Annotated in this window: 24 protein-coding genes; 16 read left to right on the forward strand and 8 right to left on the reverse strand. The window is 73.9% G+C overall.

Annotation, left to right across the window (positions count from 1 at the left end):
• Nucleotides 1–27: 27 nt before the first annotated feature.
• On the reverse strand, nucleotides 28–792 hold the full coding sequence (locus C3492_RS25045) for a crotonase/enoyl-CoA hydratase family protein (RefSeq protein ID WP_103814223.1): 765 nt from the start codon (nucleotides 790–792) through the stop codon (nucleotides 28–30).
• A gap of 44 nt (nucleotides 793–836) precedes the next feature.
• Nucleotides 837–1,802, reverse strand: a complete 966-nt coding sequence (locus C3492_RS25050; protein ID WP_181140535.1) for a lysylphosphatidylglycerol synthase domain-containing protein — start codon at nucleotides 1,800–1,802, stop codon at nucleotides 837–839.
• A 90-nt stretch (nucleotides 1,803–1,892) separates the two neighbouring features.
• Here C3492_RS25050 and C3492_RS25055 point away from each other — a divergent pair, with 90 nt between their 5' ends.
• Complete coding sequence (locus C3492_RS25055) at nucleotides 1,893–3,830, forward strand: ABC transporter ATP-binding protein (protein WP_103814226.1); 1,938 nt, start codon at nucleotides 1,893–1,895, stop codon at nucleotides 3,828–3,830.
• A gap of 318 nt (nucleotides 3,831–4,148) precedes the next feature.
• On the opposite strand, the gene C3492_RS25065 is transcribed toward C3492_RS25055, so the two are convergent.
• Nucleotides 4,149–6,176 carry a HEAT repeat domain-containing protein gene (locus C3492_RS25065; RefSeq protein ID WP_107500676.1) on the reverse strand — a complete coding sequence of 676 codons (2,028 nt, stop codon included), beginning with the start codon at nucleotides 6,174–6,176 and terminating at the stop codon, nucleotides 4,149–4,151.
• 407 nt (nucleotides 6,177–6,583) lie between these two features.
• Here C3492_RS25065 and C3492_RS25070 point away from each other — a divergent pair, with 407 nt between their 5' ends.
• From C3492_RS25070 to C3492_RS25090, 5 genes are all read left to right on the forward strand, one after another.
• A complete protein-coding gene (locus tag C3492_RS25070) occupies nucleotides 6,584–8,767 on the forward strand; it encodes an RICIN domain-containing protein (RefSeq protein WP_103814228.1) in 2,184 nt (727 codons plus the stop codon).
• Nucleotides 8,768–8,862: 95 nt separating this feature from the next.
• Entirely contained in the window at nucleotides 8,863–9,390 is a 528-nt protein-coding gene (locus C3492_RS25075; protein ID WP_103814229.1) for a 2Fe-2S iron-sulfur cluster-binding protein, read from the forward strand.
• Nucleotides 9,391–10,386, forward strand: a complete 996-nt coding sequence (locus C3492_RS25080; RefSeq protein ID WP_103814231.1) for a xanthine dehydrogenase family protein subunit M — start codon at nucleotides 9,391–9,393, stop codon at nucleotides 10,384–10,386.
• A gap of 29 nt (nucleotides 10,387–10,415) precedes the next feature.
• Nucleotides 10,416–12,497 carry a xanthine dehydrogenase family protein molybdopterin-binding subunit gene (locus C3492_RS25085; protein WP_103814233.1) on the forward strand — a complete coding sequence of 694 codons (2,082 nt, stop codon included), beginning with the start codon at nucleotides 10,416–10,418 and terminating at the stop codon, nucleotides 12,495–12,497.
• Nucleotides 12,494–14,905, forward strand: a complete 2,412-nt coding sequence (locus C3492_RS25090) for a glycoside hydrolase family 65 protein (RefSeq protein WP_103814235.1) — start codon at nucleotides 12,494–12,496, stop codon at nucleotides 14,903–14,905. The genes C3492_RS25085 and C3492_RS25090 overlap by 4 nt, the downstream gene beginning before the upstream one ends.
• 37 nt (nucleotides 14,906–14,942) lie before the next feature.
• Here the strand turns inward: C3492_RS25090 and C3492_RS25095 are convergent, their stop codons facing one another.
• On the reverse strand, nucleotides 14,943–16,007 hold the full coding sequence (locus C3492_RS25095; RefSeq protein ID WP_103814236.1) for an NUDIX domain-containing protein: 1,065 nt from the start codon (nucleotides 16,005–16,007) through the stop codon (nucleotides 14,943–14,945).
• Nucleotides 16,008–16,151: 144 nt separating this feature from the next.
• Between C3492_RS25095 and C3492_RS25100 the strand changes: the two genes are divergently transcribed.
• Together C3492_RS25100 and C3492_RS25105 are read left to right on the forward strand one after the other, a co-directional pair.
• The gene (locus tag C3492_RS25100) at nucleotides 16,152–16,961 is read left to right on the forward strand and encodes a LytTR family DNA-binding domain-containing protein (protein ID WP_103814237.1); all 810 of its coding nucleotides are present in this window, start codon (nucleotides 16,152–16,154) and stop codon (nucleotides 16,959–16,961) included.
• 57 nt (nucleotides 16,962–17,018) lie between these two features.
• The gene (locus tag C3492_RS25105; RefSeq protein ID WP_103814239.1) at nucleotides 17,019–17,519 is read left to right on the forward strand and encodes an SRPBCC domain-containing protein; all 501 of its coding nucleotides are present in this window, start codon (nucleotides 17,019–17,021) and stop codon (nucleotides 17,517–17,519) included.
• Nucleotides 17,520–17,534: 15 nt separating this feature from the next.
• On the opposite strand, the gene C3492_RS25110 is transcribed toward C3492_RS25105, so the two are convergent.
• Entirely contained in the window at nucleotides 17,535–18,638 is a 1,104-nt protein-coding gene (locus tag C3492_RS25110) for a winged helix DNA-binding domain-containing protein (protein WP_103814241.1), read from the reverse strand.
• A 269-nt stretch (nucleotides 18,639–18,907) separates the two neighbouring features.
• Here C3492_RS25110 and C3492_RS25115 point away from each other — a divergent pair, with 269 nt between their 5' ends.
• From C3492_RS25115 to C3492_RS25130, 4 genes are all read left to right on the forward strand, one after another.
• Complete coding sequence (locus C3492_RS25115) at nucleotides 18,908–19,609, forward strand: isochorismatase family cysteine hydrolase (RefSeq protein WP_258055872.1); 702 nt, start codon at nucleotides 18,908–18,910, stop codon at nucleotides 19,607–19,609.
• Entirely contained in the window at nucleotides 19,606–20,364 is a 759-nt protein-coding gene (locus C3492_RS25120) for an SDR family oxidoreductase (protein ID WP_103814242.1), read from the forward strand. The genes C3492_RS25115 and C3492_RS25120 overlap by 4 nt, the downstream gene beginning before the upstream one ends.
• 24 nt (nucleotides 20,365–20,388) lie before the next feature.
• Nucleotides 20,389–21,006, forward strand: coding sequence for a VOC family protein (locus C3492_RS25125; protein ID WP_103814244.1), 618 nt, complete (start codon nucleotides 20,389–20,391; stop codon nucleotides 21,004–21,006).
• A gap of 79 nt (nucleotides 21,007–21,085) precedes the next feature.
• Nucleotides 21,086–21,295: a hypothetical protein gene (locus tag C3492_RS25130; RefSeq protein WP_103814301.1), complete on the forward strand. Its 210-nt coding sequence runs from the start codon at nucleotides 21,086–21,088 to the stop codon at nucleotides 21,293–21,295.
• Here C3492_RS25130 and C3492_RS25135 read toward each other — a convergent pair.
• A complete protein-coding gene (locus C3492_RS25135) occupies nucleotides 21,283–22,188 on the reverse strand; it encodes an NmrA family NAD(P)-binding protein (RefSeq protein WP_103814245.1) in 906 nt (301 codons plus the stop codon). The two genes, C3492_RS25130 and C3492_RS25135, sit on opposite strands and share 13 nt — an antisense overlap.
• Nucleotides 22,189–22,328: 140 nt before the next feature.
• On the opposite strand from C3492_RS25135, the gene C3492_RS25140 reads away from it, so the two are divergent.
• From C3492_RS25140 to C3492_RS25155, 4 genes are all read left to right on the forward strand, one after another.
• Nucleotides 22,329–22,781 (forward strand): MarR family winged helix-turn-helix transcriptional regulator, encoded by a 453-nt coding sequence (locus C3492_RS25140; RefSeq protein ID WP_103814247.1) that lies wholly within the window; start codon nucleotides 22,329–22,331, stop codon nucleotides 22,779–22,781.
• A gap of 15 nt (nucleotides 22,782–22,796) precedes the next feature.
• Entirely contained in the window at nucleotides 22,797–23,549 is a 753-nt protein-coding gene (locus C3492_RS25145) for an SDR family oxidoreductase (RefSeq protein WP_103814249.1), read from the forward strand.
• Nucleotides 23,550–23,574: 25 nt separating this feature from the next.
• Nucleotides 23,575–24,069 carry a hypothetical protein gene (locus C3492_RS25150; RefSeq protein ID WP_146075710.1) on the forward strand — a complete coding sequence of 165 codons (495 nt, stop codon included), beginning with the start codon at nucleotides 23,575–23,577 and terminating at the stop codon, nucleotides 24,067–24,069.
• Nucleotides 24,070–24,165: 96 nt separating this feature from the next.
• Nucleotides 24,166–24,624: a protease inhibitor I42 family protein gene (locus C3492_RS25155; RefSeq protein ID WP_103814252.1), complete on the forward strand. Its 459-nt coding sequence runs from the start codon at nucleotides 24,166–24,168 to the stop codon at nucleotides 24,622–24,624.
• Between the two features lie 56 nt (nucleotides 24,625–24,680).
• Here C3492_RS25155 and C3492_RS25160 read toward each other — a convergent pair whose 3' ends face one another.
• Both C3492_RS25160 and C3492_RS25165 read right to left on the reverse strand, forming a co-directional pair.
• Nucleotides 24,681–25,901, reverse strand: a complete 1,221-nt coding sequence (locus C3492_RS25160) for a metallophosphoesterase (protein WP_103814254.1) — start codon at nucleotides 25,899–25,901, stop codon at nucleotides 24,681–24,683.
• Between the two features lie 50 nt (nucleotides 25,902–25,951).
• Nucleotides 25,952–26,377 (reverse strand): hypothetical protein, encoded by a 426-nt coding sequence (locus C3492_RS25165; protein WP_103814256.1) that lies wholly within the window; start codon nucleotides 26,375–26,377, stop codon nucleotides 25,952–25,954.
• Nucleotides 26,378–26,450: the final 73 nt, after the last annotated feature.

The following is a 26,450-nucleotide window of genomic DNA, read 5'->3' on the forward strand; positions in this document are numbered from 1 at the left end:
GCGCGGGTCCGCGGCGGGAGCTGCTGTTCAGGAGTCCGCGAACGACCCGTGCCGCCCGGCACCCGACGCGAACCGGGCGGCGCCCTCCACGCCCTCGGCCAGCACCCCCGTGCCCCACCGGAGTTCACCGCGCAGCGCCGTCTCCTCGTCCTGCCCCTCCTGGTCCAGGACCGACGCCCGGTCACCGCGCAGGCAGGCCTGCGGGAAGCGGGCGATCCGTGCCGCCAGCGCCTCCGCCTCGGCACGCGCCCGCCCGGTGGGGACCAGCCGGTTCGCCAGGCCCATCTCGTACGCCTCGCGGGCCGGGACCGGCCGGCCGGTGAGGATCATGTCCAGGGCCCGGCCGGTGCCGATCAGCCGGGGCAGCCGTACCGTGCCGCCGTCGATCAGGGGCACGCCCCAGCGGCGGCAGAACACCCCGAACACCGCGTCCTCCTCGGCGACCCGCAGATCGCACCACAGGGCGAGTTCGAGGCCGCCCGCGACCGCGTGCCCGGCCACCGCCGCGATCACCGGCTTGGACAGCCGCATCCGCGTCGGCCCCATCGGCCCGTCGCCGTCCTCCGCCACCCGGTTGCCGCGCTCCGTGCCGATCGCCTTCAGGTCCGCGCCGGCGCAGAAGGTGCCGCCCTCGCCCCACAGCACCGCCACCCGGGCGCTGTCGTCCGCCTCGAACGCCCGGAAGGCGGCGGCCAGTTCCGCGGCCGTCGGGCCGTCCACCGCGTTGCGCGCCTCCGGCCGGGACAGCACGACCGTGGTGACGTACTCCTCGCGTTCGACGCGGACCGGCACGGCGGTTCTCCTTCTCCGGGGACGGCTCGAAGGGCCACTGTGCCTCAGATGACCTTCAGCCGCACCAGCGCGCCCAGCGTCAGCGCCCCCGGCACCAGCGGCAGCCACACGGTGATGATCCGGTAGGCCAGCACCACCGCCGTGGCCACCGCGGCCGGGCCGCCCACCGCGACCAGGGCCACGACCAGCGCCGCCTCCACGGACCCCAGCCCGCCGGGCGTGGGCACCAGGGCCACCGCGACCGTCGCGGCGAGGTAGGCCAGCACCATGTGCGCGGGCGGCACCGGCAGCCGCAGCGCCTGCCCGACGGCCGCGAGTCCGGCCGCCTGGAGCGCGGGGAAGGCCAGCGAGCCGCCCCACAGCGCCAGTGCGCGGGCCGGCCGGGTGTGCACCGACCGGGCCTCGTCCAGGGCGTCCCGCGCGAACGCGGACACGCGCGTGCGCAGCGGCCGTACGAGCGCCGCCCCGGCCCCCGCCACGACCGGCAGGCCCACCACGCCCAGCAGCAGCGGCAGCGCCGAGCCGTCCGGCAGCAGGGGGCCGAGCCGCAGCGCGTCCGGGAACGCGATCAGCAGCGCGGCCAGCAACCCGAGCCGGCCCACGCACTCCGCCAGCAGGTACAGGGCGAGCGCGGCGGAGGAACGCGCCGGCGGCACCCCGCACACGGTCATGAAGCGCAGGTTCACGGCGCCCGCGCCGAGCCCGGTCGGCAGCAGGTGGTTGGCCGCTGCCGCCGCGAACTGGGTGGCCAGCAGCCGCCCCTTCGGCAGCGGCTGGAGCACCGCGCCCTGCCGGGTGACGGCGGCGGCGACCCAGGTCAGGCAGGTCGCCGTGACCGCCGCGAGCAGCCACGGCCAGGAGGCGGTGCGCAGGTGGGCGAAGCCCTCGGCGAGGACCGAGCGGTGCCGTACGGCGGCCACGGCGACGAGCACGAGCGGCACCAGGCACAGCACCTGGCGCACGGGGAGGCGTCGGGGCGGGCGCCGACGGGGGAGGGGGACGGCAGTCACGTCGGAACAGGTTCTCCGGGGCGTCCCAACAGCGGGTGAACCGTCGCGGACATTGACCTCAACGAACCTTGAGGTTCTACGGTCTCTTCCATGAGCATGGAGACCACAGCCTGGACGCAGCTGCACAGCGTGATGAACGCGCAGTCCGAGCGTCGCCCGTTCGCCCGCGCCACCCTGCGCCGCATCGCCGCCTTCGCCCGCCCGCACCGCGCCGGCATCGTCCGGTTCGTGCTGCTCGGGGTGGTGACCGCCCTGCTCGCCGTCGCGACCCCCGTGCTCGCCGGCCGCGTCGTCGACGCGATCGTGGCGGGGCACGACTCCGGCACGGTGGTCCGGCTCTCCCTGCTCATCGCGCTCGTGGCGCTCGCGGAGGCGGGGCTCGGCATCCTCGGCCGCCGCCTGTCGGCGACGCTCGGGGAGGGACTCATCCTCGACCTCAGAACGGCTGTGTTCGATCATGTGCAGCGCATGCCCGTCGCGTTCTTCACACGTACGCGTACGGGCGCGCTGGTCAGCCGTCTCAACAACGACGTGATCGGCGCCCAGCGGGCCTTCGCCAACACCCTCTCCGGCGTCGTCAGCAACCTGGTCACCCTGGTGCTCACGCTCGCCGTGATGCTCACCCTGTCCTGGCAGATCACCCTGCTCGCGCTGGTCCTGCTGCCGGTCTTCGTGCTGCCCGCCCGCCGCATGGGCAGCCGGATGGCCCGCATGCAGCGCGAGGCCGCGGCACTGAACGCGGCCATGGGCACCCGGATGACCGAGCGGTTCTCCGCCCCCGGCGCCACCCTGGTCAAGCTGTTCGGACGCCCGGAGGAGGAGTCGGCGGAGTTCTCGGCGCGGGCCGCCCAGGTCCGGGACATCGGCGTCCGTACGGCGACGGCCCAGTCCGTCTTCATCACCTCCCTCACCCTGGTCTCCGCCCTCGCGCTGGCCCTCGTCTACGGCCTCGGCGGCTGGTTCGCGCTGCGCGGCACCCTGGAGCCCGGCGCCGTCGTCTCCCTCGCCCTGCTGCTGACCCGCCTGTACGCCCCGCTGACCGCGCTCGCCGGGGCCCGGGTCGAGGTGATGAGCGCGATCGTCAGCTTCGAGCGGGTCTTCGAGGTGCTCGACCTCAAGCCGCTCATCACCGAGAAGGCGGACGCCCGCGAGGTCCCCGACGGCCCGGTCGCCGTCGAGTTCGACGACGTCCGCTTCTCCTACCCCGCCGCCGACCAGGTCTCCCTCGCCTCCCTGGAGGAGGTCGCCGCGCTCGACACCCGCGGCGGCACCGAGGTGCTGCGCGGCATCTCCTTCCGCGCCGAACCCGGCCGGACCGTCGCCCTCGTCGGCTCCTCCGGCGCCGGCAAGTCGACCATCGCCCAGCTCCTGCCGCGCCTGTACGACGTCGACGCGGGCGCGGTCCGCATCGGCGGGGTCGACGTCCGCGACCTCACCTTCGCCTCCCTGCGGGCCACGCTCGGCATGGTCACCCAGGACGGCCACCTCTTCCACGACACCGTCCGCGCCAACCTGCTGCTGGCCCGCCCCGACGCGGGGGACGACGAGCTGTGGGACGCCCTCGGCCGCGCCCGCCTCGCCGACGTCGTCCGGTCCCTGCCCGAGGGTCTGGACACCGTCGTCGGTGAGCGCGGTTACCGGCTCTCCGGCGGCGAACGCCAGCGCATGACCATCGCCCGGCTGCTGCTCGCCCGCCAGCGCGTGGTCATCCTGGACGAGGCCACCGCCCACCTGGACAACACCTCCGAGGCGGCCGTCCAGGAGGCGCTCACCGAGGCCCTGGAGGGCCGCACCGCCGTGGTCATCGCCCACCGCCTCTCCACGGTCCGCGCCGCCGACCAGATCCTGGTCGTGGAGTCCGGCCGGATCGTGGAACGCGGCACGCACGAGGAACTGCTGGCGGCACAGGGCCGGTACGCCGAGCTGTACCGCACGCAGTTCGCGGGGCGCGGCGAGCCGGCGGAGGCGACGGCGCCGGGGGCGGTCGCGCCGGGGGCCGTGGAGGCCGGGGTGCCGACGGTGGGGTGAGGTCCGCCGGTCACCCCCCTGGCGCCCCCGCCGCCGAGCTGTCACCCGTCCGTCGGGGGCGGCTGTGCCGAGGCGCGCAGCAGCAGGTCACGCAGTGACATGGCGGTGTCCGCCGCCTCGGTGGGGTGAGGACGACCTGGTCGGCGGTGGTCGCACGGCTGACTCGGCGTCGGGTCGACGCCGTGCCGTGCGAGACCTCGCGGATGACCGGACACGAGGCCCGCGCCCTGTCGGCCGCCCTCCGGGAGACGGTCGACGCACCGGCAGCACTGACCGGCGCCTGACCGCGCGGACCGCCCCGCACCGGCGCCGCGCCTCCTACTCCGCACACCCCTCGGTGAGCAGCGCGTCGACGGCGTCCCGGATCTCCTCGTCCTGGACGAAGCCCCGCCAGCCGCCGGAGCCGCGCAGCCGCTCGTCGCGGTCCGGCACCCCGCGCAGCAGGTCGGCGGCCGGCCGGGCGGCGGGGCCGATCCGGGCCAGGTGCCGTACCGCGGGGAGCATGACCGGCAGATACGCGCCCTCGGCCAGGCCCCGAACGGCCGAGGTCAGTACCGGGACCGTGTGCGCGGTGTCGCCGGTCGCGGCCCACAGGGCGTGGGCGGCCTCGACGCGGACCCAGGGGTCGCGGTCGGCGGTCAGCGCGCGGAGCCGGTCCGCCCAGGGAGCGGCGTGCGGGCCGAGACCGGCCAGTCGGCGCAGGGCGGGGTGCGGGAGGTGCCCTGTGGCGGGGGGCCCGAGCCGTTCCAGGAACGGGCCGGGTTCGCCGGTGACCTTCCAGTACGCCCAGGCCGCGAGGTCCGCGTCCGCGCCGTCGCCGGCGGACCGGGCCGCCAGCGGTTCCCTCGCCGGGGAGCCGGCCCTGCCGACGCCCGCCAGGGCCGTCGCGGCCGCCGTCCAGGTCCGGTCGTCCGCCAGGAGGCCGAGCAGGTGCGGCACCGCCGCCTCCGCCACCGGCCCCCACGCGGCGACGACCCGGCAGAGCCGGCGCAGCAGTCGGGGGTCCGTCGCGGTGTCCAGTCTCTCGCGGAGCGCCGGCAGCAACTCCTCGGCGTGGTCCGCCACAAGCGCCAGGACCTCGTCCGGCGCCGGCAGCACCACGATGTGCCGGTCCTCGGCGGGGAAGTACGCGGAGGCCGACTCGAAGCCGGACCTCTGGCCGGCCAGGAGCCCGGTCAGGCCCGGCACGCAGCGCGGGTCGTTCATCCGGGCCAGCGCCCACACGGCGGCCTCGGCGACGGTCTCGCGCCCCCGGGTGGACCGCGTGCCGGTGTCGCGGAGCAGCGCGGCCACCTCCTCCGCGTGGGCGGTGGCGGCCGGGCCGAGACAGGCGAGCAGTTCGACCGCCCGGTACCGGACCTCCGGAGAGGGGTCGTCCAGCCGTGCGGCGACGGCCGACAGCAGCACGGGGGCCGGGGAGCGCCGGCGGGCCAGCTGCGCGCCGGCCTGGGCCAGGGCGCCGATCCGCTGTTCGTCGTCGGGATGGTCCGCGAGCAGTCCGCGGGTGAAGTCGCAGGACGCTCCGGTGAAGAGCCCGGCGGTCCAGTGGTGGACGCCCTGCACCCCGGCCTGCACCGTGCTGCTGTGGCGCCAGAGCGCGACACCGGGATCCCGTACCGCGTGCAGCAGCAGGTCCAGCCGGCGCACGGGCAGCCCCGGATCGGCCGGCGCGAGGGCGTGCACCGCGGCCAGCCGGAGCTGGGCCTCGGGGGCGTCGAGCAAGTCGCGCAGGAGGCGGCGGGCCTGGTCGGCGTGGGCCCCGGCCGGTTCCCGCAGGGCCGCCCGGCCGAGGGCGAGGACGAGATCCAGCCGGGTCACCGGATCGTCCTCCGCCCGCCAGCGGCGCAGCAGCGCGGGCAGGGTCAGCTCACCGGGGCTGGTGCAGGACCCCACCACGTCCGCGGCGGCGCGCCGGATCACGGGGTCGGGATCGTCCAGCAGGGCGAGTACGCCGGGGAGCGCCGCCTCCCATGCCGGCGGCCAGCCGGGGTCCAGGAACCGGTCGGCGACCCGCCCGGCCTCGTGCGCCAGCATGGCCATCAGTTCCAGCAGGCCGCGCCGGCTCGGCACGTCGGGCCGGGCGGCCAGGCCGAGCAGGAACGGCAGCGCGGCCGGGCCGGCCGGGCAGATCCAGCCGCCCTGGTGGAAGAGCAGGTTGAGCAGGTCGGACGCCGCGTCCCCGGCGTCGTCCGGGTCCGGCCCGGCACACCGCCGCAACAGATCCGGCACATCGACGGCGGACCCGTAGTTGTGCTCCAACCCGGCCCAGTCCACGGCCTCCAGCGCGGCACGGTCCGGAGCGTCCGGCGCAGCCCGGTCCACGGCGTGTGGCGCTGTTCGGTCCATGGCGTCCGGCGTGGTGCGGTGTGCGGTGTCTGGCGGGGTGTGGTGCGGGGTCTTCGGTGTGGTGCGGTCGGTGGTCCCTGGCGCGGCGCGGTCCGGGGCGTGTGGCGCCGCCCGGTCCACGGCCCCCGGCACCGCCCGACCCACAGCCGGCCCCGCCCGGCCCACGGCCTCCGACGCCGCCCGGTCCAAGCCATCCCCAGCCTGCGGTTCCTCCCCCACGCGCCCGACCCTACCGGCACCGGGCGGCGCCCCCCGGTGTCCGGTCGGGGTTTCCCGTTCCGCCTCTTGACGCCAGTGGTCCGGACCTTTAGTTTCACGCCTTAAACAAAGCCCCGCAGGTCCCAACGGCCGAATGTCCCCCGGCTGTTGGGTCTGCGGTCCCCCCACCCGAAAGGCCACCCGCCCACATGGCCAGACCCCTCCCGGCGGCCGGATCGCTCGCCGCTCTGTCCCTAGCCGCCACCCTGCTCACGGCGGTGCCCGCGCCCGCCGCCACCGCCGGGGCCGCCGCCCTGCCCACGGGCTTCGCCACGGTGGTGAACGCCGCGAGCGGCAGGTGTCTGGACGCCAAGGCCGCCGCCACCGCCAACGGCACCGCCGTGCAGCAGTACGCCTGCAACGGCACCACGGCCCAGCAGTGGAGCTTCACCGACGCCGGCGACGGCTACGTCCGCATCAACAACCGCAACGACACCAACCAGGTGGCCGACGTCGCCGACGTCTCGACCGCCGACAACGCGCCCGTCCATCTGTGGAGTTACGGCGGCGGCGCCAACCAGCAGTGGCTGCCCGTGGACGACGGCGGCGGCGCCTTCCACTTCGTGAACCGGGGCAGCGGCAAGTGCCTGGACGACCCCGGCGCCTCGCTCGCCGACAGCGTGCAGTTCGTGCAGTACACCTGCAACGGCACCGCCGCCCAGCGGTTCCAGGTGGTCCCCGTGACCCAGTCGGCGAGCAACCCGGACCTCGGCCCGAACGTCGTCGTCTTCGACCCGTCGATGTCCGCCTCGACCATCCAGGGCAAGCTGGACACGATCTTCAAGCAGCAGGAGACCAACCAGTTCGGCTCCCAGCGCTACGCCGTCCTCTTCAAGCCCGGCGCCTACAACGCGAACGTCAACGTCGGCTTCTACACCCAGGTCCTCGGCCTCGGCCTGACCCCGGACGCGGTGACCGTCAACGGCGCGGTGCACGCCGAGGCCGACTGGTTCCAGGGCAACGCCACCCAGAACTTCTGGCGCGGCGCCGAGAACCTGTCCGTCAACCCCACCGGCGGCGGCGACCGCTGGGCCGTCTCGCAGGCGGCGGCCTACCGCCGGATGCACCTGCGCGGCAACCTCGCCCTGGACGACGGCGGCTGGTCGTCCGGCGGTTACCTCGCCGACAGCAAGGTCGACGGACAGGTCAACTCCGGTTCGCAGCAGCAGTGGCTGACCCGCAACTCCCAGCTCGGCAGCTGGACCGGGTCCAACTGGAACATGGTGTTCGTCGGCAGCCAGGGCGTCCCGGCCACCAGTTTCCCGAACCCGCCGTACACCACCGTCGCGCAGAGCCCGGTCACCCGGGAGAAGCCGTTCCTGTACGTCGACGGCTCCGGCACCTACCAGGTGTTCGTGCCGTCCGTGCGTACCAACTCCACGGCGACGAGCTGGGCGGGCGGCAGCCCGGCCGGCAGCTCCCTGCCGCTCAGCCAGTTCTACGTCGTCAAGCCCGGCGCCACCGCCGCACAGATCAACGCGGCCCTGGCGGCCGGCCAGAACCTGCTGGTCACACCCGGCGTCTACCACCTCGACCAGACCCTGAAGGTGACCCGCCCGGACACGGTCGTCCTCGGCCTCGGTCTCGCCACCTTCGTCCCGGACAACGGCGTCACCGCGATGTCCGTCGCCGACGTCGACGGCGTGAAGATCGCGGGCCTGCTCTTCGACGCCGGCACCACCAGCTCGAAGACCCTGGTCGAGGTCGGGCCGGCCGGCTCCACCGCCTCCCACGCGGCCGACCCGACCTCCCTGCACGACGTGTACTTCCGCGTCGGCGGCGCCGGCGTCGGCAAGGCCGCCACCAGCCTCGTCGTCAACAGCGACAACGTCATCGGCGACCACATGTGGATCTGGCGCGCCGACCACGGCAGCGGCGTCGGCTGGACCAGCAACACCGCCGACACCGGCCTGGTGGTCAACGGCGACGACGTGACGATGTACGGGCTGTTCGTGGAGCACTTCCAGAAGTACCAGACCGTCTGGAACGGCAACGGCGGCCGTACCTACTTCTTCCAGAACGAGATGCCGTACGACCCGCCGAACCAGGCCGCCTGGATGAACGGCTCCACGCAGGGCTACGCCGCCTACAAGGTCGCCGACTCGGTCACCAGCCACCAGGCGTACGGCCTCGGCAGCTACTGCTACTTCAACGTCAACCCGAGCGTGACGGCCGCCCGCGCCATCGAGGCGCCGGACAACCCGAACGTCCGCTTCACCAGCATGGTGACCGTCTCGCTCGGCGGCACCGGCACCATCGGTCACGTCATCAACAACACCGGAGGACCGTCCAACGCGACGACCAACGTCGCGAACCTCGTCCGCTACCCGTGAGCGAAGGGGATGACCTTCCGGACGTGTGAGCCCCGCGTGTCCTGGATACGCGGTGTGCACGGCTCCACCGTCCGTCCGGAAGGTCATTCCCCGCCATGACCAGCGCATCCCACCACTCCGAGGTCACCCTCCGGGTCAACGGCAAACCCCACACCCTGCGCGTCGACCACCGGCGCGTCCTGCTGGACCTGCTGCGTGAGGACCTGGACCTCACCGGCTCCAAGAAGGGCTGCGACCACGGCCAGTGCGGCGCCTGCACCGTCCTGGTCGACGGGCGACGCCTCAACAGCTGTCTGCTGCTCGCCGTCACCCTCGACGGCAGCGAGATCACCACCGTCGAGGGCCTGGGCGGCGACCGCGAGGAGCCGCACCCGCTCCAGCGGGCCTTCCTGGACCGCGACGCCTTCCAGTGCGGTTACTGCACCCCCGGCCAGCTCTGCTCCGCGGTGGGCATGCTCGCCGAGGCCGCGGCCGGTCACCCCTCGCACGTCACCGACCCGGCGGCCCCCACCGAGGGCCCCGTACCGCTGGACCGGCCCGAGATCCGCGAACGGATGAGCGGCAACCTGTGCCGCTGCGGCGCCTACCCGCGCATCGTCGAGGCGATCGAGGACGTGATCTGAGTGAACGGCTTCGGATACCTCAGGCCCGGCAGCGTCCAGGAGGCCGTCGAGGCCCACGCCGCCCAGCCCGGCGCCCGCTACCTGGCCGGCGGCACCAACCTGGTCGACCTGCTGAAACTCGGCGTGGAGCGGCCCGCCCTCCTCATCGACATCGGCCGGCTGCCGCTGGACGGCATCCAGGAGCTGCCCGACGGCTCCCTGCGGGTCGGCGCCACCGTCCGCAACAGCGACCTCGCCGCCGACGCGCGCGTCCGGACGCGCTGGCCGGCCCTGTCCCAGGCACTCCTCGCCGGAGCCTCCGCACAGCTGCGCAACGCCGCCACCACCGGCGGCAACCTGCTCCAGCGCACCCGCTGCCCCTACTTCCAGGACCTGGGCAAACCCTGCAACAAACGGGAGCCGGGCAGCGGCTGCGGCGCCCGGGACGGCGTCCACCGCGACCACGCCGTCCTCGGCCACTCCGCGCAGTGCATCGCCACCCACCCCTCCGACATGGCCGTCGCCCTCGCCGCCCTCGACGCCCAGGTCGAGCTGTACGGCCCCGAGGGCACCCGGCGCCTGCCGGTGGCCGACTTCCACCGGCTGCCCGGCGAGCACCCCGAGCGGGACACCTGGATCCGCCCCGGCGAACTGATCACCGGCGTGCTGCTCCCGGCCGCCACCGCCGGTGCCCCGTCCGCCTACCGCAAGGCCCGGGACCGGGCGTCGTACGCCTTCGCGCTCGCCTCCGTGGCCGTCCTGCTGCGGGTCGTGGACGGGGTCGTCGACCAGGTGGGCGTCGCCTTCGGCGGGCTCGCCCACCGGCCGTGGCGGGCCCGGCACACCGAGCTGGCCCTGCTGGGCGCCCCCGCCACCCCGGCCGCCTTCGAGGGGGCCGTGGCCCTCGAACTCGCGCACGCCGAGCCGCTGCGGGACAACGCCTACAAGGTGTCCCTCGCCCGCAACCTCGCCCTGGACGTCCTGAACCGTCTCGCCCCGGCCCCGGCAGTGGCCTGAGCCCTCACAGGAGGAGCAGGAGGACCCCCATGACCGGCACGACCGGCACCGCCCTGGGCGCCCCCGCCGAGCGCCGCGAAGGGCGCCAGAAGGTCACCGGCGCCGCCCGCTACGCCGCCGAGTACACCCTGCCCGGCCGCGTCCACGCCTGGCCCGTGCCCGCCGCGGTCGCCCGGGGCCGGGTCACCGCCGTCGACACCTCGGCCGCCCTCGCCCTGCCCGGCGTCCTCGCCGTCCTCACCCCCTTCGACGCGCCCCGGATCGCCGAGCCCGAGGACGGAACGCTCGCCGTGCTCCAGAACCCGGACGTACCGCACCGGGGCTGGTGCGTGGCCCTGGCCGTCGCCGAGACCCTGGAGACCGCCCGCGCCGCGGCCCGCGCCGTCCGGGTCACGTACGCCGGCGCACCCCACGACACCGGCCCCGTCGAGGGCCACCCGGGCGGCTACGAGCCGGAGGACGCGGGCGGCCAGCCCGGCCGGGTCGAGCACGGCGACCCCGAGGCCGCCTACGCCACGGCCGAGGTCCGCGTCGACGTCACCTACCGGGTGCCGCCGCTGCACAACCACCCGATGGAGCCGCACACCAGCACGGCCCACTGGGACGGTGACCGGCTCACCGCGTACACCTCCAGCCAGGGCGGTACGACCGTGCGGTCCGTGCTCGCCCAGCTGTTCCGGCATCCGGAGGAGCGGATCACCGTCGTCGCCGAGCACGTCGGCGGCGGCTTCGGCTCCAAGGGGACCCCGCGCCCGGACGTCGTCCTCGCCGTGCTCGCCGCCCGGCACACCGGCCGGCCCGTCACCGTGGCCTACCCCCGCCGGTACCTGCCCACCACCGTCGGCCACCGCGCCCCGACCGTGCAGCGGCTGCGGCTCGGCGCGCACCCGGACGGCCGGCTCACCGCCGTGCTGCACGACGTCACCACCCACACCTCCCGCGTGAAGGAGTTCGTGGAGTACGCCGGGGTCGTCTCCCGCGTCATGTACGCCACCCCCAACCTGCGCAGCGCCCACCACGTGGTGCCGCTGGACGTGCCCAGCCCGTCCTGGATGCGGGCCCCCGGCGAGTCACCCGGCATGTACGCCCTGGAGTCCGCCATGGACGAACTCGCCGACGCGCTCGGCGTGGACCCGGTGGAGCTGCGCGTGCGCAACGAACCGGAGCGGGAACCGGGCAGCGGCAAGCCGTTCAGCAGCCGGCACGTCGTGGAGTGCCTGCGCGAGGGCGCCCGCCGCTTCGGCTGGGCCGGCCGGGACCCGCGCCCCGGCGTCCGCCGCGAGGGCCCGCTGCTCATCGGCACCGGCGTGGCCGCCGCCACCTACCCCGTGCAGATCGCCCCGTCCACCGCCACCGCCGAGGCCCGGCCCGACGGCACCTTCGTCATCCGGGTCAACGCGGCCGACATCGGCACCGGAGCCCGTACCGTCCTCGCCCAGATCGCCGCCGACGCCCTCGGCGTGCCCCTGGAGCGGGTGCGCACCGAGGTCGGCCACACCGATCTGCCGCCGGCCCCGCTGGCCGGGGGTTCCATGGGTACCGCCTCCTGGGGCTGGGCCGTGCACGAGGCGTGCACCCGGCTCGCCGCCCATCCCGAGGAGGGGCCGACGGTCCGCGCCGACACCACCGGGACGGCCGACGCCGAAAGCCCCTACGCACGGCACGCGTTCGGCGCCCACTTCGCCGAGGTCGCCGTCGACACCGTCACCGGCGAGATCCGGGTGCGCCGGCTGCTCGGCGTCTTCGCCGCCGGGCGGATCCTCAACGCCCGCACCGCACGCTCCCAGTTCACCGGCGCCATGGTCATGGGTCTCGGCATGGCCCTCACCGAGCACAGCACCCTGGACCCGGCGTTCGGCGACTTCCCCGAGGCCGACCTCGCCTCCTACCACGTGCCCGTCCACGCCGACGTCCCCTCCATCGAGGCCGACTGGATCGACGAACACGACACCCACCTCAACCCCATGGGCAGCAAGGGCATCGGCGAGATCGGCATCGTCGGCACCGCCGCCGCCCTCGGCAACGCCGTCCACCACGCCACCGGCATCCGCTTCCGCACCCTCCCCCTCACCCCCGACCGGATCCTCGCCGGCCTGCTGTCCGAGGGGTGACGGTGACGGGACCCGCGTGGGAGCACCCCTGGGAGTACCCCTGGGAGCACGTCTGGGAGTACGAGGGTTACCGGCCGGCGGAGGAGCGCCTGCGGGAGTCCCTGTGCACCCTCGGCAACGGCTACTTCGCCACTCGCGGGGCGCTGCCCGAGTGCGCCGCGGACGACGTGCACTACCCGGGCACCTACGCGGCCGGCTGCTACAACCGGCTCACCTCCGAGGTCGCCGGGCGCCGCGTCGAGAACGAGGACATGGTCAACCTGCCCAACTGGCTGCCGCTGCGCTTCCGGCCCGCCGGCGGGGACTGGCTCACCCCGGACACCGTGCCCGTCACCGAGCACCACCAGGTGCTCCACCTCGACCCCGGCCTGCTGGAACGCCGTACCCGCTACCCGATCGGCCCCGCCGCCACCCTCCTCGTCCGGCAGGTGCGCCTGGTCCACCTGGCCGACCCCCACCTCGCCGCGCTGCGCACCGAGTTCACCGTCGAGGGCCACACCGTGGAGCTGGACGTCGAGGCCGCGCTCGACGGGCGCGTCACCAACTCCGGTGTCGACCGCTACCGGGACCTCGACGGCCGGCACCTCAGCCACATCGAGGCCGGCACCAGCGCACCCGGCACGGTCTGGCTGCGCTGCCGCACCCGGACCTCCGACATCAGCTTCGGACTGGCCGCCCGGCTGACCGCCGGTGTGCCGGTCACCCACGCCAACGAGGCCCACCGCGCCGTCCAGCGGCTCCGGTTGTCCCTGCCGCCCGGCCGGACCGCCACCGTCGACAAGACCGTCGCCCTGCACACCTCCCGCGACCCGGCCATCAGCGACCCGCTGCGCGCGGCCGTGGACCGGGCCGACGCCGCCCCCGGCTTCGACGAACTGCGCGAGACCCACCACGCGACCTGGGAGCAGCTGTGGCGGCGCACCGCGCTCGACGTGCCCGGCGAGGCGGGCAGCATCCTGCGCCTGCACCTCTTCCACGTCCTGCAGACCCTCTCGCCGCACACCGCCGACCTGGACGTCGGCGTCCCCGCCCGCGGCCTGCACGGCGAGGCGTACCGGGGTCATGTCTTCTGGGACGAACTCTTCGTCCTGCCCTACCTGAACCTCCATCTCCCCGAGGTCTCCCGCGCCCTGCTCCGCTACCGCCACCGCCGCCTGGACGCCGCCTGCCACGCGGCCCGCGACCTCGGCCGGGGCGGCGCGCTCTACCCGTGGCAGAGCGGCAGCGACGGCCGCGAGGAGACCCAGCAGCTTCATCTCAACCCGCGCTCCGGCCGCTGGCTGCCGGACCACTCCCGGCTCCAGCACCATGTCGGCTCGGCCGTGGCCTACAACGTCTGGCACTACTGCGAGGCGACCGGTGACATCGAGTTCCTGCACGGCGAGGGCGCCGAGGTGCTCCTCCAGATCGCCCGCTTCTGGGGACAGTCGGCGACCTGGGACGACCACCTCGGCCGGTACCGCATCCGAGGTGTGGTCGGCCCCGACGAGTACCACGACGCCTACCCCGGCGCTGCGCGACCCGGCCTGGACGACAACGCGTACACCAATGTCACCGCCGCCTGGGTGCTCACCCGCGCCCTGGAACTGCTGCACGGCCTGCCTGAGCCGCGCCGCCGGGAACTCACCGAGCTGACCGGTCTCGGCGAGGACGAACCCGACCGCTGGACGGAGGTCTCCCGTCGCCTGCACATCCCCTTCCACGACGGGGTGATCAGCCAGTTCGACGGCTACGGCGACCTGGCCGAGCTGGACTGGGCGGGTTACCGCGGGCGGTACGACGACATCCGGCGCCTGGACCGCATCCTGGAGGCGGAGGGCGACACCGTCAACCGCTACAAGGCGTCCAAACAGGCCGACGTGCTGATGCTCGGCTACCTCTTCTCCCCGCTCGAACTCCGCTCCCTGTTCCAGCAGTTGGGATACCACCTGGACGAGCACATCTGGCTCGCGACCGTGGACCACTATCTGCACCGCACCAGTCACGGCTCCACCCTCAGCGGCCTGGTCCACGGCTGGATCCTGGCCCGCGCCCGGCGCTCCGACGCCTGGAGCTTCGTCCAGGAGGCGCTGCGCGGCGACATCGCCGACCTCCAGGGTGGCACCACCGGCGAGGGCATCCACCTCGGAGCGATGGCCGGCACGCTCGACCTCGTCCAGCGCGGACTGACCGGGCTGGAGGCCCGCGCCGGCGGCCTGTGCCTCGACCCGGTCCCGCTGCCCGAGCTGTCCTCCTACGGCTTCGGCGTCCGCTACCGCGGCCACTGGGGCGTCCGGCTGCGCCTGCGCAGCGGCCTGCTGGAGATCGCCGTACCGGACTCCGACCGCTCACCCATCGACATCCGCCTGCGCGACCGCGTGGTACCGGTGGGGCCGGGGGAGACGGCCCGACTGGTGCTTCCGGACTGACCCCGGCCTGCGGCGCCCGAGCCGTACCAGGTCGGGGTCATGCGCGCCGGGCGTGGGCTCGGCTTTCGGTGACCGGGTACCGGTGCACCGGCGGCAGACCGGGCAGCAGTCCGGGCCAGACCGTGTCCAGGACATGCGCGCTCGGTGTGAACAGCGGCCGGGCGAGGCCGGGCAGGTCGGCGGGTTCGTGCCACTCCCAGCGGCGGACCAGCCGTGGCTCGGTGACGACCGGCTCGCCGGTGAAGGCCGTGACCTGGACGGCGGCCGTCACCCGGGGCATGCCGTCCACGGAGTCCATCAGGACCGCCCGCACCCGCGCGCCGGCGGGATCGGCCGTCAGGGACGTCTCCTCCTCCAGCTCCCGCACGGCCGCCGCGGCGAAGTCCTCGCCCGGCTCGTTCTTGCCGCCGGGCAGCTCCCACACACCCCGCACCGACCAGCCCAGCAGCACCCGCCCCGCCGCATCCGTGACGACGACACCGGCCCCGGTCAGGGCATGCGGAGCAGGCCGGCCCTTGCCGGCGCAGACCAGAGCGGCGGGGGCGGGGTCGCGCAGGACGAGCAGGGCCAGACCGTCGGCGTCGTACCGCCCGGCGGACTTCCAGCCCGCGCGGAGCAGGCCGATCTCCTCCTCGTCCAGCGCCACGCCCCGCTCACGCTCCGGTACGGCGCCCGCCACCGGGGTGATCACGCAGAGCGCGCCGCCGGGGCGCAGCCGCTCCCGCAGCCGTCCGAGCACCCGGGTGCGGTCGCGGACGAACGCCCAGCCGAGCCGTACGGTGATCAAGTCGTAACCGGCGCACGGGAGTTCGTCCAGGCTGTCGCGTTCGATGTCCAGCCGCCGGTACGTCACCCCGGTCGTGCCCGCACTCCGGGCTCCGGCGAGCGCGACGGGGGACCAGTCCACGGCGTCCACCAGGTACCCGGACGCGGCTAGGTGGCGGGCGAGTTCACCGAGCCCGCAGCCGACGTCCAGGCACCGCCCGCCCGCCGGTGCCGGTACGTGCTCGGCGAGCAGCCGGCGCTCGGCGGGGCCAAGGGGCCGGAACATGCTGCCGCGCGCGTAGTGCGCGTCCCACTCCTCGGGCTTCAGCTGTGCCACCGGGCCTCCTCATGACGGTCGATACGCGGACAAGGGGATCATGGCCTGGTCACGGCCGGGACACACCGCCGTCCGCGATCTCGACGGCGCCCCTCGGCGGGACCACCATGGGAGGGCGGTCGAGGACGAGAGGAGCCGCCGCACATGAGGGTGACCGACGCGCCCTTGCGCGTCCTGGCCGTGGACGACGAGGAACCCGCGCTCGAAGAACTGCTCTACCTGCTGGGGGAGGACCCGCGGGTCGGCACCGCCGTGCCCGCACTGGAGGCCACCGAGGCGCTGCGCCGGCTGAGCCGGGCCATGGCGCAGGGCCCGGGCGGCACGGAGGGCTTCGACGTCGTCTTCCTCGACATCGACATGCCCGGCCTCAGCGGCCTGGAACTCGCCCGGCTGCTGGGCGGGTTCGCCGCTCCGCCGCTCGTCGTCTTCGTCACCGCCCACGAGGACTTCGCCGTACGCGCCTTCGACCTCAAGGCGGTGGACTACCTGCTCAAGCCGCTCCGCAAGGAACGCTTCGCCGAGGCGGTACGGCGGGTCGCCGAGCTCGTCAGGGCCGGACAGGGCCCCCGCCCGGCCGCACCCGTGCCACCCGCGCCCACGGCACCGGCCCTCGGCGACCAGGTGCCCGTGGAACTGGGCGGGGTGACCCGGTTCGTGCCCCTCGCCGACATCACCCATGTCGAGGCGCAGGGCGACTACGCGCGGCTGCACACCGGTCAGGGCAGCCATCTGGTGCGGATACCGCTGTCCACCCTGGAGGAGCAGTGGCGCTCGCGCGGCTTCGTCCGGATCCACCGCAGCCGGCTCGTCGCCCTCGGCCGGATCGAGGAACTCCGCCTGGACGGGGGCAACGTGAGCGTCCGGATCGGCGACCGGGTACTCGCCGTCAGCCGCCGCAACGCCCGCGAGCTCCGCGACCTGCTGGCGGGCCGTGCGACCGGCAGGATGCGCTGAGGGGTGCCGGGAGGCGCCGTCGCCCGTCCCGGCCGCCGCGCGTGTTAGGTTCGTCGAATGAGTGCCCGACACGGCTCGTTCTCCTTGGACTTGGACTTCACGGTGCCTCGGTCGGAGGTCTTCCGCGGCTTCGCCGACCCGTCCCTGCGGCGCCGCTGGTTCCGCCTCCCCGGCGGCTCCGCCACCGCCCGGCACGAACTGGACTTCCGGGTCGGCGCCGGCGAGACCGCCCGCAACGTCTTCGTCTCCGGAGACACCGAGGAACACCTCGCCTACCGCTCCCGGTTCCTGGACATCGTGCCGGACACCCGGATCATCTACGTCTACGAGGCCGAGGTCGACGGCAGCCGCCGCTGGATCTCCCTCGTCACCGTCGAACTCGCCGACGAGCCCGCCGGCTCCCGCCTGACCTGGACCGAGCAGTACACCTGGCTCGTGCCGACCGGAGACGGCACCCAGGACGCCGCCCACCTCCGCGGCGGCACGCGCCTGCTGCTCAACGGCCTGTCCACGGTCGTGAACCCCGACCGCCACCACGGCCTGCGCGTACGGTCCTGAGACCCGCTGCCGGGATCATCCGGCCGGCGCCACGACCACGTCCCGTCTGGCGACGCCGGGGTCGGTGAACTCCAGGACCCGCTCGGCCTCGGCACGCAGCTCCTCCACGACCTGCGCGGGCAGCCGCTCGAACGGGGTGAGCGTCAGGGTCACCGCCGTCCTGCGCCGGGCCGTGGCCCAGGTACCCGCCACGAACCCGTCCCACAGGAAGGACGCCGGCACCCGCAGGTTCCTGGTGATCAACCGGGACCGGTACTCGGTGGGGACGATGCGGCTGCGGTCCTTGTGGGCGAGGACCAGACTGTCGAACTCCGGCAGCAGGCGGACCGGCGCCGGCGTGTCCGGGCCGGGGCGCGGCGCGTCGGGGAGGTCGTGGACCACCTGGCCGTCCTCGGTGGTGAACGCGCGCAGCTCCGGGGCGAGCCGCTCGAACACGTCCGCCGCCTTCAGCCAGCCGAACTCGCGCAGGTCGGCGGGGCCCGCGGGGCCGTAGGCGGCCAGGTAGCGGCGGACGAAGTCCTCCGCCGAGCTCTCCCCGGCCGGCTCGGCGCCGAGCCAGGACCCGGCCGTGGTCACCTCGCTGGAGGCGGGGAACGCCCACCGGTCCGCCGTCGGCACCATGACCAGGGGCAGGTTCATGCGCACGCAGTATCCGAGTGCCCGGTCATCGGCGTCGGGGAACTCGCGCCGCATCCGGTCCCGGATCGCCGCGAAGTCCAGCGGCCCGGCGTCGAGGACGCGACGGGCGACGGCCACCAGGCGTTCCTGGTCGATCTCCGGGCCGGCGATCCGCTTGGTGACGCCGGCCGCCGCGGCCGCCAGGGAGGGCTCCACCAGCGCGCGGAAGGCCAGGTAGTCGCGGGCGGTGAGCAGGTGCAGGGTGGCCCGGACGTAGGTGGCCCGGACCACCTCCCGCTCCTCCAGGGCCGTGCGCAGGTCGTCGGTGTCGAAGCCGGCCACCCGGTTCCACAGGGCGAGGAACGGTGAACCCGGCTGTTGGGCCTGCAGGGCGAGCAGGCGTTCCACGGCGTCGGCCACGGACGTCCGCGCCCGCTCCAGCAGCAACTGCCGGGCCAGGGTGGCCCGGTTCAGTGCGCGACGGCTCAGGACGTCGGTCATGTCGCTCCTCGGCTCGGGTGAAGCTCCCAGCGCCAAGTTAGGGCACGAGGGCGTCACCGCGGGAGCCGCTGCCGAGGACCCGGAGTGCCCGGACGGCTCCCCGCGGCCGACCACCCTCCGCAGCCGACCTCGCCCGCCGGTCCGGCTCACCCGCCCGTCGGCGCGGATGCCGTTCGGCGGGACGAGTGACAGACTGAAGCTTCCGAGCCGCAAGCCGCGGCAGCCGGCTCGATGGGCCTGCCCGTGTGCCGGCCGGATGGGATCCGTCCATGACTTCCGAAACCCCTGAAGCGCTGTACTCCCCGGAACGAACCGCCCTCCTGATCGTCGACCCGTACAACGACTTCCTGTCCGAGGGCGGCAAGCTGTGGCCGCGCGGGAAGGAGGTGGCGGAAGGCGTCGGCCTGCTCGACCACATGCGCACCATGCTCGCCACGGCCCGCGACCAGGGCTTCCGCGTCCTCATCGTGCCCCATCACCAGACGACGCCGGACGACTACGTCACATGGGACCACCTCTCCCCGACACAGCAGCGCATCGTGCGGCAGCAGACCTTCGCCGCGGGCAGCTGGGGGGCCGAGTGGCACCCCGACTTCCGGCCTCGCGAGGGCGAGCTCGTCGCGCGCCAGCACTGGGCGTCGAGCGGTTTCGCGAACACGGACCTGGACTTCCTGCTCAAGCAGCACCACATCAGGAACGTCCTGCTCATCGGCATGCGGGCCAACACCTGCGTGGACACCACCGCACGCTTCGGTCAGGAGCTGGGTTACCACGTCACCCTCGTCCGTGACGCCATCGCCGCCTTCACCTGGGAGGAGATGACAGCGACGTTCGACATCAACGCGCCTCTGTACGCCCACGCCGTCCTCACCACCGACGAGTTCGTCGCCATCGTGAACGGCGGCGCCGGCGAGGGCTCCGGGCGCGCGGGCGTACGGGAACCGGGCGGAACCGGCGGTGACGCCCGGTGAGCCCGGCCGCCGAAGGAACCGGCGGACCGCGCGGCGCACTGGCCGGGCAGACGGTCGTGGTGGTGGGAGGCAGCGCGGGCATCGGCCTGGAGACCGCGCGCCAGGTGCGCGCGGCCGGCGGCGAGCTGGTCCTCGTGGCGCGCGACGCCGAACGTCTGCGGCGGGCGGCGGACGAACTTCACCCGCGGAGCACCGCCGCGTTCGACGCCCAGGACACCGAACGCCTGGAGGGGTTCCTCGGCGAGTTGCCCGGGCGGGTCGACCATGTGATGGTCACGGCGGGCAGCCCGTCGTACACCCCCCTCGCCGATCTCGACCTGACCGACGCGGGACGGGACTTCGGCGGGCGCATCGCGATGGTGCTCGCGGTGGCACGGGCGGGCCGGGAGAAGGTCAGGGCCGGGGGGACGCTGTTGTTCATCGGTGGTACCGGTGGTCGCCGGCCCGCCGTCGGGATGGCCGTCACGGGCGCCCTCACCGCAGCACTGCCCGCGCTGACCGCCAGCCTGGCACTGGAGGTCGCCCCCGTCCGGGTCAACCTGATCGCGGCCGGCTTCGTGGACACCCCCCTGTCGGCCTCCCTCCTCGGTGACCGACTGGAGGCCCGCCGCGAGGAGTTGAGAAGGACACTGCCCATCGGCCGGGTGGTCGGACCGGCGGACGTCGCCGCCCTCGCACTGCACATCATGACCAACGGCGCCCTCACCGGCGCCACGTACGACATCGACGGCGGCCAGCAGCTCGTGACCCACTGACAACCGAGACGGGAAGCGCAAGCCATGGACATGAAACTGGAGATCGTCGTGGTGCCGGTGGCCGACGTCGACCGCGCCAAGGACTTCTACACCGCACTCGGCTGGAGGCTCGACGGGGACTTCGCCCCCGAGGAGGACTTCCGGGTGGTGCAGGTGACCCCTCCCGGTTCCCCGGCGTCGGTCATCTTCGGTTCATCGGTCACCGATCGGCCCCCGGGCTCGGCGCAGGGCCTGTACCTGATCGTCGACGACATCGAGGCCGCCCATGAGGAGCTGACCCGGTGCGGCGCCGACCCGAGCGAGGTGTTCCACGACGCCGGCGGGATCTTCCACCACGCCGGCACGGTGGCCCGGGTGCCCGGCCCCGATCCGAAACGCGGCAGTTACGGCTCCTACCTGTCCTTCAGCGACCCGGACGGCAACGGCTGGTTCCTGCAGGAGGTCACCACCCGTCTTCCGGGGCGGCTGGATCCCGCGGCCACCTCGTTCTCCTCGGCCGACGACCTGGCGAGCGCCCTGCGGCGGGCCGCGGCGGCACACGGCGAGCACGAGGAACGCGCCGGCTCGCAGGACCCGGACTGGCCGGACTGGTACGCGCGGTACCTGGTCAGCGAGCAGGCCGGTACGGAACCGCCCTCCTGAACCCGGCTGCCGGTGAACCACCCCACCCGGCCCTGGCAGGATGCGCCGTGACAGCAAGCGTATGGAGGTGGCGGCTTCGATGGACCCGAGTTCGATCACCGTGCTGGTGACCTTCGTCGGTGGGCCGGCCGACGGTCGGACCGAGCACCTGCCGCTGTTCGAGGCGACGAGCGGGGTCACCGTCGACGGTGTGGCCTACGGCTGTGACCCGGGCCCGCCCCCAGAGCTCAGGGACACTCCGGAGGGGCTGGCCCAGGTGATGCGCCCCGGCGTCCGTCAGCCCAGGTAGAAGTCCCTGCGGGCCGCCACGAACTCCTCGATCGTCTGCGCGGGGGCACCGGTCAGACGCTCGACGTCGGCGGAAGCCCGGTCGTAGCGGTTCTGCTGGTGCAGGCGGCACATCGTGACGATGTGCTGCTCCACGTGCGGCGGCAGGCCGATCACGGAGAGCACCTCCTCGCGCCACCGGTCGAGCGGGACGTCCACGTACGACACCGGCCGCCGCAGCGCCTTCGAGAAGGCCCCGGCCAGCTCCGTCATGTCGACGGCGCGCGGCCCGGTCAGCTCGTAGACGTGCCCCACGTGCGGCAGGGGATCGCGCAGCACGGTCGCGACCGTCCGGGCGACGTCGTCCACGGCGATCGGCGAGGTGCGCCCCGCTCCGAACGGCAGCACGATCGTGCCGTTCTCGCGGATGGTCCGCGCCGGCAGCGTGGTGAACAGCGGGTTGTCAAGGAAGGCCGTCGGCCGGATGTGCACGACTGGCAGGCCGGACCAGTTCAGCACCTGCTCGGCCAGCCAGTGCAGCCGCTGCTGGTGGGACTCGGCCGTGCTGGTGGCGGTCATCTGCGACACCGTCATCTGTGACATGCCGACGAGAGCGCCCAGCCCGCCGTACTCCCGCGCGACGCTCGCCACGACGGTCGCCGCGAGAAGGTGGTCGGGGGACACGGGCATGGCGAAGTACAGGGTGTCCACGCCCTCCAGGGCGGCCGCGACGGTCTCGGGGCGCGTGAGGTCACCGAGGACGACGTCCGCGCCGAGGGCGCGCAGGCGCGCGGCACGGTCGTCGTCCCGGCGCACCATGACCCGCACCGGGACGTCCCGCGCCCGCAGCTTCTCGACGACACCGCGACCCACGTCGCCCGCGCCGGTGATCAGGACGAGGTCGCTTCCGTTCATCGGCCGGACTCCTTGCGTGCGAGGGAGCGCAGAGGCCGGGAAGCGGACACCGCGCGCCCGCGGCCGGTCGACTCCAGGTCGGGCACTCCGACTGGTACGAGCATATACTCACAGTGGGATCCCGGTATCCGGAGGAGATCATGACGCGCCCCGAGACGGACACCGTCGAGCTGTGCAACAACCTGGCCCTGCGCAAGGCGGCCCGGTACCTCGGTGCCACCTATGACAAGGCGCTCGCCCCGACGGGTCTGCGAGCGACGCAGTTCAGCATCCTGCAGAAGCTGAGCACCCAGGAGAAGGTCACCATCACGAGCCTCGCCGAGATGATCGCCATGGACCGCACCACCTTGGCCACCAATCTCAAACCACTCGCACGCGATGGCCTGGTCACGGTCGAACCCTCGCCGACGGACCGCCGGGCTCGCATCGTCACCCTCACCGAGGAGGGCCTCACCCGGATGAAAGCCGCCCTCCCGTACTGGCGAACCGTGCAGTCCCAGTTCGAGGAGAGCTTCGGACAGGCCGAGGCGGCCCGGCTCCGCGCCGCTCTCGAAGGCGTCCTGGACACCGGATTCCAGCCCTGGGCCGAGTGACGGCGGAGAACCACCATGCGCATCGCTGTCGCCGGGGCGACCGGGAACATCGGAGCCCGCACCGTCACCGCGCTGGAGCAGGCCGGACACGAAGCCGTACGCATCAGCCGCTCACTGGGCGTGGACCTGATGACCGGGGACGGCCTGGACGCCGCCCTGACCGGCGTGGAGGCCGTCGTGGACACCACGAGTTCCGAGGCCGCCGACCGGGAGCGGGCGGTGACGTACTTCGGCACCACGACCCGGAACCTGCTGGCCGCCGAGGTACGCGCCGGCGTCCGTCACCACGTGCTGCTCACGATCGTCGGCACCGGTCGCGTCGAAGGCAACGCCCACTACGCCGGCAAGCGCGAGCAGGAGCGCCTGGTCGCCGAGGGCCCGGTGCCGTGGACGATCGTTCCCGCCACCCAGTTCCACGACTTCGCCGCGACCGTGACGGGCTGGACCGAGCGGGACGGCGTCGCCACGATCCCACCGCTCCTCGTCCAGCCGATCGCACCGGCGGACGTCGCCGACGTCCTCGCCGAGATCGCCACCGGCCCACCCCAGGGGCGTTACCGCGATGTCGCCGGCCCGGAGACACAGGACCTGGTGGACATGGCCCGGCGCACCAACGACGCGCGCGGCCACGCGGTCAGGCTCGTGCCGACGTGGTCGTCGGTGCTGGGCCCGGAGATGGCCGGCGACGTGCTCCTGCCCGGCGACGACGCCCGCATCGCGCCCACGACCTTCGACGAGTGGCTGGCGGAGCAAGGCCCGGAACCGTGACCTCCCGCCGGACGTCCCAGTGATCATGATCGCTGACGCGGACGAGTTGATCGACGACTGGGAGTCGATATGGCAGGGCTACTTCCTGGGGGAGCACGACGAGACCGTGCTGGAGTGCGTGGAGCGGCTCGACAGGGCGCGGGCCGCCCGGCCGTACGACCCGGACGTGACGGCGTTCTACACGCTGGGCCTGGTGTGGACCCACGGCCATGCGATGTACGACGCGGAACCCGAGGTGGCGCGACGGGTCGTGGCAGCGCTGTCGGCCGTCGCCTCGGACCCCGCCGTCGCGCGGGCCGCGTGTGACCACGCGCGTCATCCGTGCGACGGCGACCTGTACACGCTCCTGGAGTCCTTCGGGACGTTGTTGTCGCTGCCGGCCGGGAGCTCCGACTACACGTGGGAGGACATGGACACGACGGACGGCGATCCCGCCCCGGGGTCCAGCCGGCGCTGCCCGCGCAACGTGGCGGGTCTCGCACGGACGGCCGCCGGCGAGATCGAGCGGTACGGGAAGTAGCGATCGGGCGAGCGTGGGGAAAGGCTTCCGACAGTGATCTCGTCAACGCGTACAGCGTCTGTCTGCCGCGGTGGCGGGCGCGGTGCCGCCGTCACGGTGGCCGTGCTCTGCGCTCTCGCCACGGCCTGCGGCTCCGGCACCGGCGAACCGGCCGGCGACTCCACGAGCACCGCGGGCCGTCCGGCCGGCCACCCGGTGAAGGACACCAGCATCACGGCCGAGCCGGGTGAGCGCTTCACGATCACCGTCGCCCAGAACGCCTCCACCCGTGAGTACTGGTACCTGGTCGACCCCGCGCCCGACAGCTCGGTGCTCGTCAGCCGAAGCCGGGACCACGCGTCGGACTCCGGCGACGAGCCGATGCCCGGTGCCGGCGGCCGGCTCACCTTCACCTTCGAGGCGAAGGGCAAGGGGACCACGCGGTTCACGCTGCTGCACTGCACGTTCACCACCTGCCAGGGCAACACCTCCACCCGGCCCCCCGAGACGACCGGCCCCTCCTCCGCCCCCTCCCGGGCCCCCGAGCGCATCACCTACACCGTCACCGTCCGCTGAGCGGCCGCCCCGGGCACCGGGCCGCAGTACAGCCGATGTGTCGGGCCCGCCCCGCGCTACGGCGAGGCGGGCCGGTGCGGGCTGCGGAGCACGAGCAGGGTGATCTCGCTGGGGGCGAAGACGCGGAACGGCGGGCCCCAGAAGCCGGTGCCGCGGCTGGTGTAGAGGAGGGTGCGGGGGCCGTGGTGGCTGAGGCCGGCGAGGGCGGGCTGGTCGAGGCGGACGAGGTGGTGGAAGGGCCAGATCTGGCCGCCGTGGGTGTGGCCGGACAGTTGGAGGTCGATGCCGGCTGCTGCCGCACGGTCGACGAACTTCGGCTGGTGGGCCAGGAGCAGGACGGGCAGGTCGGGGTCGGCGCCGTTCAGGGCTCCGGCGAGGTGGGCGCGGTGGCCCGCCAGGCCGGAGGACTCGGCGGTGACGTCGTCCACGCCGGCGACCACGAGGGTGTCGCCTCCGCGTTCGAGCAGCAGATGGCGGTTGCGCAGCGGCTCCCAGCCCAGCTCGTCCATGAGGTCGACCCAGCCCTGGGCCTCGCTGTAGTACTCGTGGTTGCCGGTGACGTACACCCGGGCACGGGTGGCCCGCACGGTGCCCAGTGGGGCGGCCTGGGCGCGGCGGCGTTCGGCCGTGCCATCCGCGATGTCGCCGGTGTGGCAGACCAGGTCGGCATCCAGGGTGTTGACCGTCTCGCACACCCGTGCCGACCAGCGGGCGCGATCGAGCGGGCCGTAGTGGGTGTCGGTGATGAGGACGACGCGGGTGCCGTCCAGCCCGGCACCCAGTCGCGGGAGTCGCACGTCCAGCCGGCGCACGCGCGGCACCCGGCGGGCCTCGGCGTACCCCCAGGCGAGCAGTGCGGCGGTGGCGCCGAGGACGGCCCACGTGACGATGCGGGCCCGGTCCTGACTCTCGCCGACGCCGGCCACGGTCAGGGCGAGCCGCAGGAGGACGCCGAGCAGAACGGACCAGGTGAACAGGACCCAGCTCGTGCCCAGCAGGGTGTCACCGACGATCGCCGCCCGGTCCCGCTGACGCCGGCCGTGGCCGCGCACCATCGCGAGCGGCATACCGGCGAGGCCGAGGACGAACAGGGCGGTGCCGGCCAGCGTGACGGGCAACGGCCAGTGCTGGCCGGTGTACAGCAGCACCCAGCAGGGCACCGCCCACAGAAGTACGGGGGCGATCAGGGGGATGAGGCGCATCAGGCGGAGCAGTCGGCTCTGCCGCGGAGCTCGCGCCTCGCTGTCGGCGGGTCGGGTGTCGCTGGTGTCGGTCACGCTTCCCCTCTCTGATCACCCCACCAAGGTAACCAAGGCAGCAGGCACCATCACCGACGCGGGCGGACTCGACAGCACACCGGCCGACCCGTCCTCCGCACCGCGCACGAACGCGAGCGCCGGCCGGTCAGCGCGGAGAGGGGGCGGTGAGGGTACGGGCCCTGCCCGCGGGGAGCGCGACGAGGATCTGTACGGCGCACGTGGTCAGCAGTACGGCGAGGGGCCACCCCCCAGGTCCCGCTGACGTCGTGCAGCGCTCCCGCTCCCAGGAGGCCCAGGACGCCGATCAGGTAGCCGATGCCCTGGCCCATGGCGGACAGGGCCGCGGTGGTCGGCGCGTCGGGCGAGCGCAGCGCGAACAGGCTGAGAGCGAGGGCGAATCCGGCTCCGAGCCCGAGGCCGAGGACGACCACCGCGGGCCAGGCCAGGCTCTGCGGCCCGGCCACGACTCCCATCAGACCGAGCGCGCTCGACATGCACGACACGCATCCGCCCGCCGTCCGTGCGTACGCGCTCGCGCAGTTCGCCCACGGCGGTGGCCACGGCAGG

This window comes from Streptomyces sp. Ru62, assembly GCF_002920615.1.
Taxonomy (GTDB): Bacteria; Actinomycetota; Actinomycetes; order Streptomycetales; family Streptomycetaceae; genus Streptomyces.